This is a genomic window from Microbacterium sp. 4R-513, assembly GCF_011046485.1.
GTDB lineage: Bacteria > Actinomycetota > Actinomycetes > Actinomycetales > Microbacteriaceae > Microbacterium.
In genome coordinates, this window is the sequence record NZ_CP049256.1 from 3,893,359 (window position 1) to 3,910,080 (window position 16,722).

At 65.3% G+C, this 16,722-nt stretch carries 9 protein-coding genes and 3 rRNA genes; all 12 read right to left on the reverse strand.

All coding sequences use genetic code 11. The annotated features are described in order from the left end of the window. Positions 1-8: 8 nt before the first annotated feature. The 12 genes from G5T42_RS17365 to G5T42_RS17420 all read right to left on the reverse strand — a co-directional run bounded on the left by G5T42_RS17365 (position 9) and on the right by G5T42_RS17420 (position 16,633). Positions 9-593 (reverse strand): NUDIX hydrolase, encoded by a 585-nt coding sequence (locus tag G5T42_RS17365; RefSeq protein ID WP_241245887.1) that lies wholly within the window; start codon positions 591-593, stop codon positions 9-11. Continuing rightward, complete coding sequence (locus tag G5T42_RS17370; protein WP_165130315.1) at positions 590-2,332, reverse strand: CTP synthase; 1,743 nt, start codon at positions 2,330-2,332, stop codon at positions 590-592. Before G5T42_RS17370 ends, G5T42_RS17365 begins: the two co-directional genes overlap by 4 nt. A gap of 17 nt (positions 2,333-2,349) precedes the next feature. Further along, complete coding sequence (gene recN, locus G5T42_RS17375; RefSeq protein ID WP_165129987.1) at positions 2,350-4,047, reverse strand: DNA repair protein RecN; 1,698 nt, start codon at positions 4,045-4,047, stop codon at positions 2,350-2,352. Between the two features lie 25 nt (positions 4,048-4,072). Then, positions 4,073-5,023: an NAD kinase gene (locus G5T42_RS17380; protein ID WP_165129988.1), complete on the reverse strand. Its 951-nt coding sequence runs from the start codon at positions 5,021-5,023 to the stop codon at positions 4,073-4,075. Continuing rightward, positions 5,020-5,820: a TlyA family RNA methyltransferase gene (locus G5T42_RS17385; RefSeq protein WP_165129989.1), complete on the reverse strand. Its 801-nt coding sequence runs from the start codon at positions 5,818-5,820 to the stop codon at positions 5,020-5,022. The genes G5T42_RS17380 and G5T42_RS17385 overlap by 4 nt, the downstream gene beginning before the upstream one ends. Then, complete coding sequence (locus G5T42_RS17390) at positions 5,817-5,978, reverse strand: hypothetical protein (protein ID WP_165129990.1); 162 nt, start codon at positions 5,976-5,978, stop codon at positions 5,817-5,819. Before G5T42_RS17390 ends, G5T42_RS17385 begins: the two co-directional genes overlap by 4 nt. 45 nt (positions 5,979-6,023) lie before the next feature. After that, a complete protein-coding gene (locus G5T42_RS17395) occupies positions 6,024-7,061 on the reverse strand; it encodes an HAD-IIA family hydrolase (protein WP_165129991.1) in 1,038 nt (345 codons plus the stop codon). Next, complete coding sequence (locus G5T42_RS17865) at positions 7,061-8,677, reverse strand: primosomal protein (protein ID WP_241245888.1); 1,617 nt, start codon at positions 8,675-8,677, stop codon at positions 7,061-7,063. Before G5T42_RS17865 ends, G5T42_RS17395 begins: the two co-directional genes overlap by 1 nt. Before the next feature lie 91 nt (positions 8,678-8,768). Beyond that, positions 8,769-8,885 (reverse strand): 5S ribosomal RNA (rrf, locus tag G5T42_RS17405). A gap of 102 nt (positions 8,886-8,987) precedes the next feature. Next, a 23S ribosomal RNA gene (locus tag G5T42_RS17410) occupies positions 8,988-12,093 on the reverse strand. Positions 12,094-12,509: 416 nt separating this feature from the next. Next, a 16S ribosomal RNA gene (locus G5T42_RS17415) occupies positions 12,510-14,029 on the reverse strand. The 16S, 23S and 5S rRNA genes sit together here, the layout of an rRNA operon. 486 nt (positions 14,030-14,515) lie before the next feature. Then, positions 14,516-16,633, reverse strand: coding sequence for a DEAD/DEAH box helicase (locus G5T42_RS17420; RefSeq protein ID WP_165129992.1), 2,118 nt, complete (start codon positions 16,631-16,633; stop codon positions 14,516-14,518). Between the last annotated feature and the right edge of the window lie 89 nt (positions 16,634-16,722).

Sequence of the window (16,722 nt, forward strand, 5' to 3'; positions counted from 1 at the left end):
ACCTGCGCTCAGCCCCGGCGGAGCTTCTCGGCCGCCGCGAGCACGCCGGCGGTCAGGATGCCGTTGCGCAGGCGCCCCTCGAGCACGCCGGTGACGGCATCCTGCAGGGGGATCCATTCGATGCGGATGTCGGCCTCCTCGGCCTCCCGCGCATGCGCCTCGCCGGCCGGCGAGAGTCCCCGCGCGAAGAAGAGGTGCACGACCTCGTCGTTACCGCCCGGTGTCGTGAAGATGCTGACGAGGGGCTCCCAGTCGGAGGCGACGAGATCGGCCTCCTCCTGCAGCTCGCGCTGGGCGGTCTCGAGCGGCGTCTCGCCGTCCATGTCGAGGAGCCCGGCGGGGATCTCCCAGTCCCGGTGGCGGATCGGATGCCGGTACTGCTGGATGAGCAGCACCTGACCGTCGTCGTCCATCGCGACGATCGCCGCGGCACCCGTGTGGTCGATGTACTCGCGGGTCAGCTCCGTGCCGTTGTAGCGGAAGGTGTCGCGCCGGACGTCCCAGACCATGCCGTCGTAGACGACGTCGCTCGAGACGACGTCGGGATCGACGGGCTCGTCGCGGAGCGCCGCGGCGGATTCGCCCGCCGTCACGCGACGGATCCCGAAGCCGCGGCCAGCGTGGGCTCGGGCGCCTCGTCCTCGTCGACGTCGAACAGCTCGCTCGCGCGGTGCCGCTCGACGGCCGCACCGACGAGCCCGCGGAACAGCGGGTTCGCGTTCGTCGGCCGCGAGCGCAGCTCCGGGTGCGCCTGCGTCGCGATGTAGTACGGGTGCACGTCGCGGGGAAGCTCGACGTATTCGACGAGGTTCAGGTCGGGGTTGATCCCCGAGAACACGAGGCCCGCCTCGGCGATCTGGTCGCGGTAGCGATTGTTGACCTCGTACCGGTGGCGGTGACGCTCGGACGCCGTCGTGCCGCCGTAGACCTCCGCCGCGATCGAGCCTTCGGCGAGCTCGGCCGGGTAGAGGCCCAGGCGCATCGTGCCGCCCATGTCGCCCGCCTCGAGGATGTCGATCTGCTCCTCCATCGTCGCGATGACAGGGTGCGTCGTGTCGGGATCGAACTCGCTCGAGGATGCTCCCTCGATGCCCGCGACGTGGCGCGCGTACTCGATGACGATGCACTGAAGGCCGAGGCAGATGCCGAGCGTCGGGATGCCCTGCTCGCGCGCGAACTTGAGCGCGCCGATCTTGCCCTCGATGCCGCGGATGCCGAACCCGCCCGGGATCACGATGCCGTCGAGCGGTGCGAGCGCGCGCTCGGCGCCTTCCGGGGTCTCGCACTCGTCCGACGGGATCCACCGGATGTTGACGTGGGTCTCCTGCGCGAATCCGCCGGCCTTGAGGGCCTCCGTGACGCTGAGGTAGGCGTCGGGCAGGTCGATGTACTTGCCGACGAGGCCGATGGTGACCTCGTGCTTCGGGTTGTGCACGGCGTTGAGCACGCGCTGCCAGCGCGTCCAGTCGACGTCGTTCGCCTTGCCGAGGCCGAGCGCACGCACGATGTACTCGTCGAGGCCCTGCTCGTTGAGCATCGAGGGGATGTCGTAGATCGACGGAACGTCGACGGCGTTGACGACGGCGCCCTCGTCGACGTCGCACATGAGGGCGATCTTGCGCTTGTTCGCCTCGGTGACGGGGCGGTCGCTGCGCAGCACGAGGGCGTCGGGCTGGATGCCGATGCTGCGGAGGGCCGCGACCGAGTGCTGCGTCGGCTTGGTCTTCTGCTCGCCGGAGGCGCCCATGAACGGCACGAGCGACACGTGCACGAAGAAGACGTTCTGCCGGCCGAGCTCGTGGCGGATCTGCCGCGCCGACTCGATGAAGGGCTGCGACTCGATGTCGCCGACCGTGCCGCCGATCTCGGTGATGATGACGTCGGGCTTCGGCGACTCGTCGGCCTGCAGGCGCATGCGGCGCTTGATCTCATCGGTGATGTGCGGGATGACCTGCACGGTGTCGCCGAGATACTCGCCGCGGCGCTCGCGGGCGATGACCTGGGAGTAAATCTGCCCCGTCGTGACGTTGGCCGCCTGGCTCAGCTCGATGTCGAGGAAGCGCTCGTAATGCCCGATGTCCAGATCGGTCTCAGCGCCGTCGTCCGTTACGAAGACTTCGCCGTGCTGGAAGGGATTCATGGTCCCCGGGTCGACGTTGAGGTACGGGTCGAGCTTCTGCATGACGACGCGGAGACCGCGGGCAGTCAGCAGGTTGCCGAGGCTCGCCGCGGTCAGACCCTTGCCCAATGACGAAACGACACCGCCCGTCACGAAGATGTGCTTGGTGGTGTCGTTCGAAGTACTGGATCCGGCTGCGTCAGAAGTCTGCATCACGGGCTTTTATCCTATCAGCCGGCTTCTGTGCGAAGACTGAGCAACTCGCGGGCGTGTGTCAGCGCCGCATCGGAATCGGGCATGCCCGACAGCAGTCGCGCCATCTCGGCCTCCCGATCGGCTCCCTCGAGCCGGCGGACGTCGGATGCCGTGACCGAACCGTCGCTCGCCTTGACGACGGTGAGATGGTTGCTCGCGAACGCGGCGACCTGCGCGAGGTGCGTCACCGCGATGACCTGGGATGCCTCGGCCAGCCGCGCGAGCCGGCGCCCGACCTCGATCGCCGCGGCTCCGCCGATGCCGGCGTCCACCTCGTCGAACACGAACGTCGGCACCGGGTCGACCCCCGCGATGACGACCTCGATGGCGAGCATGACGCGGCTGAGCTCGCCGCCCGACGCGCTCCGCGCGACGGGCCGCGGCTCGGAGCCGGGATGCGGCGCGAGGAGGATCGCGACATCGTCGCGCCCGTGGCTCGACTCCGCGCCGGGTGTGACGGCGACGACGACGCGGGCGTCGGGCATCGCGAGCGCCCGCATCTCCTTCGTGACGGCTGCGCCGAGCCGCTCGGCCGCCTTCGTTCGCGCGGTGGTGAGCGTTGCCGATGCCTCTTCGAGGACGGATGCCGCGGCATCCCGCTCGGCCGTCAGCCGCTCGATGCGATCGCCGTCGTCGTCGAGCTCGGCGAGTCGCGCGGAGCCCGTCTCGAGCAGATCGATCGCGGCCTCCAGCGAACCGTGGGCGCGGACGAGTCCCCCGAGCACGGCCCGGCGCTCCTCTACGGCGGCGAGTTCGTGCGGACCGGTCTCGTCGAGATCGGCGAGATAGGCAGCCAGCCCGGCGGCGAGGTCGGCGGCGCGATAGCCGAGGTCGGCCGCCTGTGCCGCGAGCTCTTCCAGCCCGGGGTCGCGGGATGCGCCGCGGTCGAGTGCCCGGCGAGCCTCCGCGAGGAGGATCCCGACATCCGGCGCGTCACCGTCGCCGGACAGCATGTCGTGCGCGGTAGCAGCCGCGACGCGCAGCTCCTCCGCGTTGGCGAGACGCTCCGCGCGGGCAGCGAGCTCGGCGTCCTCGCCGGCGACGGGCGCCGCCTGCTCGATCTCCGCGATCGCGACCCGCAGTTCGGCGGCCTCGCGGGCCCGGGCATCCCGATCGGTCGTCAGCGCGTCCAGCTCCCGGTCGACGGCACGCCAGCGCTCGTAGGCGGTGCGGTACGAAGCCAACGCCTTCGCGAGGGGCGCCCCGCCGAAGCGATCGAGGGCGTCCCGCTGCGCAGCGGCCGATCGCAGACGGAGCTGATCGGACTGGCCGTGCACCACGACGAGATCGTCGGCCAGATCGGCCAGCACTCCGGCGGGCGCCGATCGGCCGCCCACCGTCGCGCGGCTGCGACCCTCGCTCGAGATCGTCCGCCCGACGAACAGCTCGGCGCGGTCCTGACCGATGGGCTCCAGGTCTCCGCCCGCTTCGCGCACGCGCTCAGCGACGGCACCTTCGGCCGGCACGATCCAGACTCCGTCGACGGATGCCTGAGCCGCCCCCGAGCGCACGGCGCCCGAGTCGGCCCGCTGGCCGAGCAGGAGTCCCAGCCCCGTCACCACCATCGTCTTGCCGGCGCCCGTCTCGCCCGTGATGGCGGTGAAGCCTCGACCGATGGGCAGATTCGCCTCGGCGATCACACCGAGGTCGCGCAGGCGCATCTCCTCGATCACGTGCGCCGCCCGGTCGTTACCGCTGTCATTCCGCCCCCGCCGAGCCGAATCCGATCGGCGCGGTGAGCGGCGACGGGCCGCGCCATCCCTCGACCGGAAGGCGGAACTTGCGCACGAGGCGATCCGTGAACGCCGCCGGGTGCAGCCGTGCGAGCCGGACCGGCCGATCGGATCGGCGCACAACCACGCGCGCCCCCCGCGGCAGATCGTGCGATCGTCGCCCGTCGCACCACAGGACACCCGAGCCCATGTTGCGCTGCAGCAGCTCGATAGCGACAGCGTGCTCGGGTCCGACGACGAGCGGCTTCGCGAAGAGCGCGTGTGCGGAAAGCGGCACGACGGCGATCGCCTCGACCGTGGGCCAGATGACCGGACCGCCCGCCGAGAAGTTGTAGGCCGTCGAGCCGGTCGGCGTCGAGACGACGACACCGTCGCAGCCGAACGACGAGAGCGGCCGGCCATCGACCTCGATGACGACCTCGAGCAGCCGCTCGCGACTGGCCTTCTCGACCGTCGCCTCATTGAGGGCCCAGGTCTCGTACACGACCCGGTCGCTCTCGTCCTTCACGCGGACGTGCAGCGCCATGCGCTCTTCGACGTCGTAGTCGCGATCGATGACGCGTCCGACGGCGGCATCCATATCGTCGCGTTCGATCTCGGCGAGGAATCCGACGTGCCCCATGTTGATGCCCAGCACGGGCGCTGTGCCCTCGCGGACGAGCTCCGCCGCCCGCAGGATCGTGCCGTCGCCGCCCAGCACGATGGCCAGCTCGACATCGTGCACCGCGACATCGACGCCCAGAGTCGCGGCCCCGCTGAGGTCGATCGACGCCTCGAGCCCTGCTCGGTCGTCTTCGGCGAGGACGGGCCGCGCTCCTGCGTCGCGAAGAGCGGTGAGGACCCGCTGCGCGGCCTCGACGGTCTCATCGCGATGAGCGTGCGCGACCACGAGGATGCTGCGCTCTGCGTCGGTCATCGGGCTCCCGCCAGTCGGTTCACAGTGCTCAACCATTCTGTCGGATTGGTCCCCCGACCCGGCGCGAGATGCGCGACGTACTCCTGGTTGCCGTGGGTCCCGGCGATTGGGGAGGAGACGACGCCGAGCGTCCCGAGACCCGCGTCCCACGCCGCCCAGAGCACCCGCTCGACCGCATCGATCCGCAGGCCCGGACTCGTGACGAGCCCGCCCTTGACCGCGGTGCGGCCGACCTCGAACTGCGGCTTGATCAGGAGGACGAGATCGCCCCCGGGGGCGCAGACCGCGGCTGCGGCCGGCAGCACGAGCGTCAGCGAGATGAACGAGAGGTCGCCGGTCACGAGTGACGGCGCGTCAGGGACACCGGATGCCTCGGCCAGCGATTCCGGCGTCATGAACCGGACATTGAACCCCTCGACCGACACGACGCCCGGATCCGCCGCGATCGTCGGGGCGAGCTGCCCGTGCCCGACATCCACCGCGATGACGCGCTCGGCGCCGCGCTCGCGGAGCACCTGCGTGAAGCCGCCCGTCGACGCCCCCATGTCGAGAGCCACCCGGCCGCGAGGGTCGACGCCGAAGGCATCCAGACCGGCGATGAGCTTGTGCGCTGCGCGGCTGACGTACTGGTCGGTGCCGGCGACGACCAGCACCGCGTCATCCCCGACGGAGGTCGAGGGCTTGACGACCACACGGCCGTCGACGGAGACGACCCCTTCCGCGACAAGGGTCGCGGCGTGGGTCCGCGAGCGCGCCAGGCCCCGCTCGGCGAGGGCGGCGTCGAGCCGGCGACTCATGGACGCGAAGCGGTGGGTCCGGAGTCCAGCTGCCGCGAGAGGGACTCGGCGAGCGATTCGTACGCCGCCGCGCGAGTGGGCAGCGGCTGCGCTTCGATCACCTCGAGCCGGGAGACGAGATCCGCTCGAGCGTCGGTGTGCGGCTCCGGATGATCCATGCGTTCAGGATACGTGGATCCTCCCCCGCAGCCCGGGAATCGGGCTCAGGGACGGTGGAACGGGTCGGCGTACAGTCGCTCGGGAACGCGGAAGCCGTAGATCGCCCGGCCTGTATCCCAGATCGCCTTCGCGCCCGCTCGCAGGAGGTCGATCGGCCTGTCCCCCTCCGACACGATCCGCACGTCCGCTCCGTCGATCCTGACGCTGGCACCCCGCACGGTCACGACACCATCCCGTACGCGGGCCTCGGGGTACGGCTCGTGCAGCTCTCGGAGGTCGCTCAGCAGATAGGTCGGCTGCGAGTCCTTGGCCGCCGCGAGCACGTGCTTGGGCCGGTCGATCCCCGTGAGCACCAGCGCAGAGGGGATCCCGGCACGGTTCGATCCGATGATGTCCGTGTCGAGACGATCTCCGAGGAAGAGCGGGCTGTCGGCATCGAAGCGCGCGATCGCCTCCTCGAAGATCGGGGTCTCGGGCTTTCCCGCGACGGTCGCGAGCCGCCCGACAGCGGTGTGGACGGCCGAGACGAGCGTGCCGTTGCCCGGCGCCACGCCGCGGGCCTGGGGAATCGTCCAGTCCGTGTTCGTCGCGACCCAGGGGATGCCGCCCTCGTCCTCGGGGACCTTGAGTGCATAGGCCGCTTCGGCGAGGTGAAGCCATCCCACCTCGGGCGCGAAGCCCTGCACTACCGCTGCGGGGTTGTCGTCGGCGCTCCGGGTCACGACGAAGCCGGCCTTCTCCGTCTCGTCGACCAGTCCGTCGCCGCCCACCACGAGGATCGTCGAGCCCGCCGGCACCATCGTCGTCAGAAGGCGCATGGCAGCCTGAGGGCTGGTGACGATCTCGCCGGCCGCCGTCGGCAGGCCCAGCTCGCTCAGATGCGCCGCCACCGAGGCATCCGTCCGCGAAGCGTTGTTGGTGATGTAGCCGAGGCGCCGACCGTCGCGGGCGCGGTTCAGGCTCTCGACCGCGTGGGGCAGCGCCCCCGCCCCCGCATACACGACACCATCGAGGTCCGCGAGGACGACGTCGACACCATCGAGCGGCGCCCGCTCATCGGCACGACGCGAGAACAGCGCCATCAGTGGCGCTCTCCCTCGTCGGCTCCTCCGGTCTCGTCGGCGTCCGCGGCGGCTTCGTCGTCGATCCCGGCGTCCGCGAGGATCTCGCGCACCTCGTCGTCGACCGACACCTCATCGTCAGCCTGTGCATCGTCGTGGACCGTTGCATCGTCGTCAGCCGGTGGTTCATCTCCGAGCCTGCCGTCGTCATCGGTGCCCACGGCCTCTTCCCCGTCTTGGGCAGAGCTGTCGCCGTCGCGATCGGCGACGCCGTCCTCCTCGTCGACGGCGGAGATCTCGATCACCTCTTCGATCTCGATGACTTCACGGTCGCCGGCACCGGATGCCTCGTCCAGAGCGTCGGCGGCGATGATGGCGCGCTGCTGCCACTCACGGGCCTCCTCGTCGCGTCCCAGCTCCTCGAGCACCGCGGCGCGAGCGGCGAAGAGCGCGGGACTCCATTCGTAGGCGCGGTCGGCGTCGAACTCGGGGATCTCGAGCTCGCTCAGTGCGCGCTCGGGTTCCCCCAGATCCAGACGGGCGCCGGACATCGCGATCGCGAGTTCCACGCGGACCGGAACGGGAAGGATGCCGCGGTCCACCGCACGTCCGACTTCGAGCGCGCGATCCGGTCGGCCGATGCCTCGTTCGCTGTCGACCATCAGGGCGATCTGGTCGTCTCGCCCCGAGATGCGGCGATAGGTCCGCAGTTCGCGGAGAGCGAGGGCGTAGTCGCCGATCGCGTACGCCGTGATCGCGAGCGTCTCGCGTACGACCGCGATGCGGCCGGCGCGACGCGAGGCAGAGAGCGCGTGCTGGTGCGCCAGTTCGGGCTCATCGTCGATGAGCTCGGCCGCCATCGCGAGGTGACGCGCCACCCAGTCGGCGTTCTCCTTGCTCAGCGTCTTCAGCTCGTTGCGGGCCGCAGCATTCAGATCGCGCGCGGTGATCTCTTCGGGAATGAAGGGATCGTCGTGCCGGGGGCGGACCGATCGGATCTCTTCCGGCCGCGTAGCGCGGTCGGGCCGACCCGCCCCGCCGCGAGTCGGTCGATCCTGACCAGGACGCCCGTGCGGCTTGTCGCCGTCCCGCCGCGCGTACGGCTTATCGCCGTCCCGGCGAACGTACGGCTTCGAGTCACCCCGGCGAGCGTACGGCTTGTCCCCCTCGCGCGGGGCATACGGCTTCGAGTCATCCCGACGCGCATAGGGCTTGTCGCCCTCGCGCCGGGCATACGGCTTGGAATCGTCCCGACGCGGATACGGCTTGTCACCCTGACGGCGTGGATACGGCTTGTCACCCTCGCGACGCGCATACGGCTTCGAGTCATCCCGACGCGCGTACGGCTTGTCACCCTCGCGACGCGCATACGGCTTCGAGTCATCCCGACGCACATAGGGCTTGTCGCCGTCACGCCGGGGGGCGGCGCCGTCGCTCTTACGGAAGGGCTTCTTCCCGTCGGCGTTCGAGTACCGCTTCTTCGGGTCGTCTGTGCGGCGCGGTCGCTGGTGGTCGCGCGGCGCACCCGCACGGGGTGCGCGCTTGCCGGCGTCGGATCGTGAATCGGCTCCCCGAGGACGGTCGCCGCTCCGCGGGCGCTGCTCGCGATCGTCGTCGCGTGGCTCTCGATCTGCCATTACTCGATCCTCCCGGGTGCGCGCCTCTCAGGCAATCGACCCCTTAACGTGAAAGGGCCACCCAGCGTTGGGTGGCCCTTTCATGAAAGAAGTCCGGCGGTGTCCTACTCTCCCACAGGGTCGCCCCTGCAGTACCATCGGCGCTGAGAGGCTTAGCTTCCGGGTTCGGAATGGGACCGGGCGTTTCCCTCTCGCTATGGCCGCCGAAACACTATTGATGTTTCAGTCTGCACAACAAAAAGTTCTTGGTGTGCGGTTCTCGACCGTACATCGAGAACCACTCAGTGGACGCAAGCACCAGAAACGGTGTGTTATCAAGTCATCGGCTTATTAGTACCGGTCAGCTTCACGTGTTACCACGCTTCCACATCCGGCCTATCAACCCAGTAGTCTGGCTGGGAGCCTCTCGCCCGAAGGCATGGAAGTCTCATCTTGAGGCCGGCTTCCCGCTTAGATGCTTTCAGCGGTTATCCATCCCGAACGTAGCTAATCAGCGGTGCTCTTGGCAGAACAACTGACACACCAGAGGTTCGTCCAACCCGGTCCTCTCGTACTAGGGTCAGATCCTCTCAAACTTCCTACGCGCGCAGCGGATAGGGACCGAACTGTCTCACGACGTTCTAAACCCAGCTCGCGTACCGCTTTAATGGGCGAACAGCCCAACCCTTGGGACCTACTCCAGCCCCAGGATGCGACGAGCCGACATCGAGGTGCCAAACCATGCCGTCGATATGGACTCTTGGGCAAGATCAGCCTGTTATCCCCGAGGTACCTTTTATCCGTTGAGCGACAGCGCTTCCACAAGCCACTGCCGGATCACTAGTCCCGACTTTCGTCCCTGCTCGACCTGTCAGTCTCACAGTCAAGCTCCCTTGTGCACTTACACTCGCCACCTGATTGCCAACCAGGTTGAGGGAACCTTTGGGCGCCTCCGTTACTTTTTGGGAGGCAACCGCCCCAGTTAAACTACCCACCAGGCACTGTCCCTGAACCGGATTACGGTTCTAAGTTAGACATCCAGAGTGACCAGAGTGGTATTTCAACAACGACTCCACGGTAACTGGCGTCACCGCTTCAAAGTCTCCCACCTATCCTACACAAGCCACACCGAACACCAATACCAAGCTGTAGTAAAGGTCACGGGGTCTTTCCGTCCTGCTGCGCGTAACGAGCATCTTTACTCGTAATGCAATTTCGCCGAGTTCGCGGTTGAGACAGTTGGGAAGTCGTTACGCCATTCGTGCAGGTCGGAACTTACCCGACAAGGAATTTCGCTACCTTAGGATGGTTATAGTTACCACCGCCGTTTACTGGGGCTTAAATTCTGAGCTTCGCCTTGCGGCTAACCCGTCCTCTTAACCTTCCAGCACCGGGCAGGCGTCAGTCCGTATACATCGTCTTGCGACTTGGCACGGACCTGTGTTTTTAGTAAACAGTCGCTACCCACTAGTCTCTGCGGCCTCCAAACGCTTTCGGAGCAAGTCCTAATACGTCGAAGGCCCCCCTTCTCCCGAAGTTACGGGGGCATTTTGCCGAGTTCCTTAACCACGATTCTCTCGATCTCCTTGGTATTCTCTACCTGACCACCTGAGTCGGTTTGGGGTACGGGCGGCTAGAACCTCGCGTCGATGCTTTTCTTGGCAGCATAGGATCACCCACTTTTCATCCGCATCGTGTCTCAGCCTGTATGAGTGACGGATTTGCCTATCACTCGGCCTACGCACTTGCACCAGGACAACCATCGCCTGGCTTGGGCTACCTTCCTGCGTCACACCTGTTAATACGCTAACCGCACCAGCATGGGGTCGTGCGCTAGCTCCAACGTTCGCACCCCGAAGGGATTGATACAGAGGAATTCGGGCACTTAGCACCACTGGATTGATTGGGGCGGTTCTTCGCCGGTACGGGAATATCAACCCGTTGTCCATCGACTACGCCTGTCGGCCTCGCCTTAGGTCCCGACTTACCCAGGGAAGATTAGCTTGACCCTGGAACCCTTGGTCTTTCGGAGGACGTGTTTCTCACACGTCTTTCGCTACTCATGCCTGCATTCTCACTCGTGTAGCCTCCACGGCTGGTTCACACCGCCGCTTCGCTGGCCACACGACGCTCTCCTACCCATCAACACGGCTGGACCACGAAGGCCTACCAATAATGTCAATGCCACAACTTCGGTGGCGTGCTTGAGCCCCGTTACATTGTCGGCGCGGAATCACTTGACCAGTGAGCTATTACGCACTCTTTCAAGGGTGGCTGCTTCTAAGCCAACCTCCTGGTTGTCTGAGCAACTCCACATCCTTTCCCACTTAGCACGCGCTTAGGGACCTTAGTTGGTGGTCTGGGTTGTTTCCCTCTCGACTATGAAGCTTATCCCCCACAGTCTCACTGCTGCGCTCTCACTTACCGGCATTCGGAGTTTGGCTGACGTCAGTAACCTTGTAGGGCCCATCGGCCATCCAGTAGCTCTACCTCCGGCAAGAAACACGCAACGCTGCACCTAAATGCATTTCGGAGAGAACCAGCTATCACGAAGTTTGATTGGCCTTTCACCCCTATCCACAGCTCATCCCCTCAGTTTTCAACCTAAGTGGGTTCGGCCCTCCACGACGTCTTACCGTCGCTTCAGCCTGGCCATGGATAGATCACTTCGCTTCGGGTCTAGGACACGCGACTGAATCGCCCTATTCAGACTCGCTTTCGCTACGGCTACCCCACTCGGGTTAACCTCGCCACGTATCGCTAACTCGCAGGCTCATTCTTCAAAAGGCACGCTGTCACAGCTGCTAGGGCTGCTCCAACGGTTTGTAAGCAAACGGTTTCAGGTACTATTTCACTCCCCTCCCGGGGTACTTTTCACCTTTCCCTCACGGTACTTGTCCGCTATCGGTCATCTGGGAGTATTTAGGCTTATCAGGTGGTCCTGACAGATTCACACGGGATTTCTCGGGCCCCGTGCTACTTGGGATACTCTTCACGTCAAGGGAGGCATTTCGACTACGGGGTTGGCACCCTCTTTGACCGGCCTTTCAATGCCGTTCGTCTATACCTTCTTGTAACGCCGGCTGCTCGGCAGAACAGCCCGAAAAGTCCCACAACCCCGAATACGCAACTCCTGCCGGATATCACACGTACTCGGTTTAGCCTGTTCCGGTTTCGCTCGCCACTACTAACGGAATCGCGGTTGCTTTCTCTTCCTGTGGGTACTGAGATGTTTCACTTCCCCACGTTCCCTCTACCCGCCCTATATATTCAGGCGGGAGTCACTGGGTCGGCACGCCGCCCAGCGGGGTTTCCCCATTCGGAGATCCTCGGATCAAAGTGTGCTTATCCACTCCCCGAGGCTTATCGCAGATTGCTACGTCCTTCTTCGGCTCCAGATGCCAAGGCATCCACCGTTTGCTCTTAAAGACTTGAAATCACATGAGTTTCATCAAGAATCGGAATCGGACCGAAGTCCAACTCGAAATTGACTAATGATCTTTAAGATCATCTATAACGAACCGACCGAAGCCGGTTCGAAGATGCTCGCGTCCACTGTGTAGTTCTCAAAGTACGGGCGGTACCCTTCCCGCGCGCCAGCATCGCCGGCGCCAGAAAAGGTCCTGAGGTTCGGTCGGCCCGATCGCAGATCGAGCACATCCGGTCCCTCAGGACCCAACAGCGTGCATGTGCCGGCAGAGTCACCAGAACCTTTCCAGCTGCAAGCAGCGTACTGAGTCCGGGATCCCCCGTTCGGCACCAAGTCAAATGTTCCACCCATGAGCTGACCAGTCGAGAACATTCGTCTCGAGTCTGGCTCTGGAAGCCCCGAAGAGCTCCAAATGCTCCTTAGAAAGGAGGTGATCCAGCCGCACCTTCCGGTACGGCTACCTTGTTACGACTTAGTCCTAATTACCGATCCCACCTTCGACGGCTCCCTCCACAAGGGTTGGGCCACCGGCTTCAGGTGTTACCGACTTTCATGACTTGACGGGCGGTGTGTACAAGACCCGGGAACGTATTCACCGCAGCGTTGCTGATCTGCGATTACTAGCGACTCCGACTTCATGAGGTCGAGTTGCAGACCTCAATCCGAACTGGGACCGGCTTTTTGGGATTCGCTCCACCTTACGGTATTGCAGCCCTTTGTACCGGCCATTGTAGCATGCGTGAAGCCCAAGACATAAGGGGCATGATGATTTGACGTCATCCCCACCTTCCTCCGAGTTGACCCCGGCAGTATCCCATGAGTTCCCACCATTACGTGCTGGCAACATAGAACGAGGGTTGCGCTCGTTGCGGGACTTAACCCAACATCTCACGACACGAGCTGACGACAACCATGCACCACCTGTATAGAGACCTTGCGGGGCGACTGTTTCCAGCCGTTTCCTCTATATGTCAAGCCTTGGTAAGGTTCTTCGCGTTGCATCGAATTAATCCGCATGCTCCGCCGCTTGTGCGGGTCCCCGTCAATTCCTTTGAGTTTTAGCCTTGCGGCCGTACTCCCCAGGCGGGGAACTTAATGCGTTAGCTGCGTCACGGAATCCGTGGAATGGACCCCACAACTAGTTCCCAACGTTTACGGGGTGGACTACCAGGGTATCTAAGCCTGTTTGCTCCCCACCCTTTCGCTCCTCAGCGTCAGTTACGGCCCAGAGATCTGCCTTCGCCATCGGTGTTCCTCCTGATATCTGCGCATTCCACCGCTACACCAGGAATTCCAATCTCCCCTACCGCACTCTAGTCTGCCCGTACCCACTGCAGGCCCGAGGTTGAGCCTCGGGTTTTCACAGCAGACGCGACAAACCGCCTACGAGCTCTTTACGCCCAATAATTCCGGATAACGCTTGCACCCTACGTATTACCGCGGCTGCTGGCACGTAGTTAGCCGGTGCTTTTTCTGCAGGTACCGTCACTTTCGCTTCTTCCCTGCTAAAAGAGGTTTACAACCCGAAGGCCGTCGTCCCTCACGCGGCGTTGCTGCATCAGGCTTTCGCCCATTGTGCAATATTCCCCACTGCTGCCTCCCGTAGGAGTCTGGGCCGTGTCTCAGTCCCAGTGTGGCCGGTCACCCTCTCAGGCCGGCTACCCGTCGACGCCTTGGTGAGCCGTTACCTCACCAACTAGCTGATAGGCCGCGAGCTCATCCCAGACCGAAATTCTTTCCAGACGTTGAAGATGCCTTCACGTCTCGTATCCGGTATTAGCAGCTGTTTCCAGCTGTTATCCCAGAGTCTGGGGCAGATTGCTCACGTGTTACTCACCCGTTCGCCACTGATCCAGGAAGCAAGCTTCCTTTCACCGTTCGACTTGCATGTGTTAAGCACGCCGCCAGCGTTCATCCTGAGCCAGGATCAAACTCTCCATAAAGAAATGTTGCCGACAACGACCGGAATAAGGTCGAAGCAGCGAGTTTGAACTGACCAAATAGGATGTCATTACTGACATATCCATGTACGCCGGCCCGAAGACCGACGATTTGATCCAAAGGAATCTCACCCAGCCGAAGCTGGAACGAGGTTATTTGGCATTTGACAAGTGCACGCTGTTGAGTTCTCAAGGATCGGATGCTCCTGCTACTCAGCCTCTCAGCCTCGCCCGCAGGGCAACTTCTCTATCTTACGCTCTCTGTTCCGGCTGTCAAATCGGCGCTTTCTGACTCGAAGGTCGAGAGCAGCAGCCGCTGACGGGTTCATCAAGCGAGTTGCTCGCCCTGCGTTTCGGCTTTCCGCCGGCTTGCTGGGCAACTTGTCTATCGTATGCCCGGCTCACGGCGAGGTCAAACACGGCCCGCATCCCGGGCGTGTCGCGCGGAGCCCCTCGCAGATCGGCGAGGGAGCCCCCGCGCGGGAGGGGTCAGCCCCGCAGCGCAAGGGCGAAAGGGAGCACTCGGCTCGCACCTCTGCGGCGGAGCTCACGAGCCGCCACCGTGACGGTCCATCTGCTGTCCACGAGGTCGTCGACGAGCAGAAGCGGCCCAGTCGGCACGTCCAGACGGGCAGCGTCGAATCGGTCCCACACTCTCGCGAGCCGGAAGACGCTGTTGCCACCCGGCCGGCCGATCGGACTGTCGTCCCGCAATTCGAGCGCCCCGAGCATGGGCAGGCGGCCCATATCGGCGATCCCGCGCGCCAGGGTATCGACGAGCTGCGGCCTCGACCGCGACGGCATCGCGACAACGGCGACCGGGCGGTCTGTCCAACCCCACTCCCCCAGCACCCGCACACACGCGGTGAGGAGCTGCGGCGTGACGGGCATGTCCACCGCTCCGGCTCCGAACATCTCGCGGAGCGTGTTTCCCCATCCGAGGTCCGTGAGGCGCGCGAGCGCTCGGCCCTCATCCGCCTGCTCCTCGGCGGGGATCCGGCCGCGAGCCGGAACGCCGAGCCGGTCGGCTCCGGACGGCCATTGTCGCCGCGGTTCGATCGGAACACCCGGGCGATCCAGCGCAGCGGAGGCGGCATCCGTCGCCTCTCTCCCGATCTCGGAGGGGAACCATGCGCCCGCGCAGTTGTCGCAGCGACCGCAGCGCGTCGCGGAGTCATCGTCGAGGGCGCGCTGGAGGAATTCCATCCGGCAGTCGTGCGTGTCCTCGTACTCGAGCATGCGCTGCTGCTCGGCGATGCGTTCCGCCGCGATGCGGCTGTAGCGCTCCTCGTCGTAGATCCACGGTCGGCCCGTCGCCATCCATCCCCCTTGGACCCGGACCACGGCACCATCGACGTCGAGCACCTTGAGGAGCAGTTCCAGCGGAGTCCTACGGATGTCGACCATCGCCTCGAGCGACGGCGTGGACATCGGGCGCTCGGAGGCGGAGAGCGCCGAGAGGACCCGCTCGGCGCGATCTCTCTCGGGCATCGACGCCGTGGCGAAGTAGTGCCAGATGTCGCGATCTTCGGCACCGGGGAGCAGGAGCACGTCGGCGGACGCCGTGGCGCGCCCCGCCCGACCGACCTGCTGGTAGTACGAGACGGGCGAGGAGGGAGCGCCGAGATGCACGACGAAGCCGAGGTCGGGCTTGTCGAAACCCATCCCGAGAGCGCTGGTGGCCACGAGCGCCTTGACCCGATTGTCCTTCAGACGCGCCTCGGAGTCCTCGCGCTCGTCCGCGTCCGTCTGACCGGTGTAGGCGCGCACCTCGTACCCGTGGTCGCGTAGGAGGCGCGCGGTGTCGTTCGCCGCGGAGACCGTGAGGGTGTAGATGATGCCCGAGCCGGGCAGGTCGCCGAGGTGGCTGATGAGCCAGGCGAGCCGGCTCGGCGCATCGCGCAGGCGCAGCACCCCCAACCGGAGCGATGTGCGAGCAAGAGGTCCGCGACTGATGAGGACCTCCGATGCGGCGTCGGCGGCCTCGAGGCCGCCGAGCTGCTCCGCCACGTCGGCGACCACTCGCGCATTCGCCGTGGCCGTGGTGGCGAGCACCGGCACCCCGCCGGGGATGCGCGTGATGAGATCTCGGAGCCGCCGATAGTCCGGTCGGAAGTCGTGACCCCAGTCGCTGATGCAATGCGCCTCGTCCACGACGAGGAGGCCGATGCGCGGCAAGAGCTGCGGCAGCTGCTCGTCACGAAACGACGGGTTGTTGAGCCGCTCGGGAGAGACCAGCAGCACGTCCACCTCGTCCCGCTCGAGCTGCGCCAGAACGTCGTCCCACTCGTGCGCATTCGTCGAATTGATGGCGACCGCCCGAACGCTGGCACGCTGAGCGGCGGCGATCTGGTCGCGCATCAGCGCGAGCAGCGGGGACACCAGGATCGTGGGTCCGGCCCCCTGCCGACGCAGCAGAAGCGTCGCCACGAAGTACACCGCCGACTTGCCCCAGCCGGTGCGCTGCACCACGAGCGCACGGCGGCGCCCACCGACGAGCGCTTCGATCGCCTCGAACTGGCCGGCGTGGAAGTCGGCATCGGTCCTGCCGACGAGAACCCGCAGGACGTCGAGTGCCTCGTCGCGCAGGGCCGGCGTGGAAGTCATACGCCCCACCCTCCCCCATACCGCCGACACGCGGTAATCGGTGAAGGGGCCACGCAGCACCGCCCGTTCAGTCGCGGACGGAGTGCGGC

Excerpts from the sequence above, each read along its gene's own strand:
- G5T42_RS17370 (WP_165130315.1), bottom strand. The coding sequence starts at position 2,332 with ATGCAGACTTCTGACGCAGCCGGATCCAGTACTTCGAACGACACCACC.
- G5T42_RS17380 (WP_165129988.1), bottom strand. The coding sequence starts at position 5,023 with ATGACCGACGCAGAGCGCAGCATCCTCGTGGTCGCGCACGCTCATCGC.
- G5T42_RS17385 (WP_165129989.1), bottom strand. The coding sequence starts at position 5,820 with ATGAGTCGCCGGCTCGACGCCGCCCTCGCCGAGCGGGGCCTGGCGCGC.
- G5T42_RS17390 (WP_165129990.1), bottom strand. The coding sequence starts at position 5,978 with ATGGATCATCCGGAGCCGCACACCGACGCTCGAGCGGATCTCGTCTCC.
- G5T42_RS17395 (WP_165129991.1), bottom strand. The coding sequence starts at position 7,061 with ATGGCGCTGTTCTCGCGTCGTGCCGATGAGCGGGCGCCGCTCGATGGT.
- G5T42_RS17865 (WP_241245888.1), bottom strand. The coding sequence starts at position 8,677 with ATGGCAGATCGAGAGCCACGCGACGACGATCGCGAGCAGCGCCCGCGG.
- G5T42_RS17420 (WP_165129992.1), bottom strand. The coding sequence starts at position 16,633 with ATGACTTCCACGCCGGCCCTGCGCGACGAGGCACTCGACGTCCTGCGG.